The sequence below is a fragment of the Bradyrhizobium sp. NBAIM03 genome (assembly GCF_020194055.1).
Classification (GTDB): Bacteria; Pseudomonadota; Alphaproteobacteria; order Rhizobiales; family Xanthobacteraceae; genus Bradyrhizobium; species Bradyrhizobium yuanmingense.
This window is the reverse complement of record NZ_JADYVS010000169.1, coordinates 1-441: the sequence shown is the minus strand read 5'-3', so window position 1 is coordinate 441 and position 441 is coordinate 1. Positions and strand designations below refer to the sequence as shown.

Sequence of the window (441 nt, the reverse complement as noted above, 5' to 3'; positions counted from 1 at the left end):
GCCTGGCGCTGCTTGTTGGCCAGCTTCATGTTCACGCGCGTCTCTATCCGCGCAATCAGCGCAGCGGTGCCGCCAGCCGGCTCCTTCCATGGCGCCATCAGATCGGCCTTCTCGATCAGGCGCTCGCAGACGAATTCCTCGGCGGCGGCCAGCCAGCGGAAGCAGACGCAGTCCTCGTGCTGCACGAACTGCGGGTTGTCGACCTGGTCATTCAGGTCCGCATCGAGGATGGGCGCAATACACTCGGCACCGACACCGAGCGCCTCGACGTTGAGCTCAAGGAATTTCGGGCGGGGGACGCCGACGTGCCCCTGGCCAACGGCCTCCTGCATGACGTAGATCATGCCGGCGCGTATGCGCTGCGGGCTGTCCGTGGGGATGGCCAGGCGTTTGGCGATCGTGTCCGCCGTCTTGAAGCCGATTCCGCGGATCTCCAGGCAC

At 65.8% G+C, this 441-nt stretch carries 1 protein-coding gene; it reads right to left on the bottom strand.

The annotated features are described in order from the left end of the window. The coding region (locus tag I6F21_RS37920) for a helix-hairpin-helix domain-containing protein (RefSeq protein ID WP_276573644.1) at window positions 1–441 on the bottom strand (441 nt) is incomplete at both ends.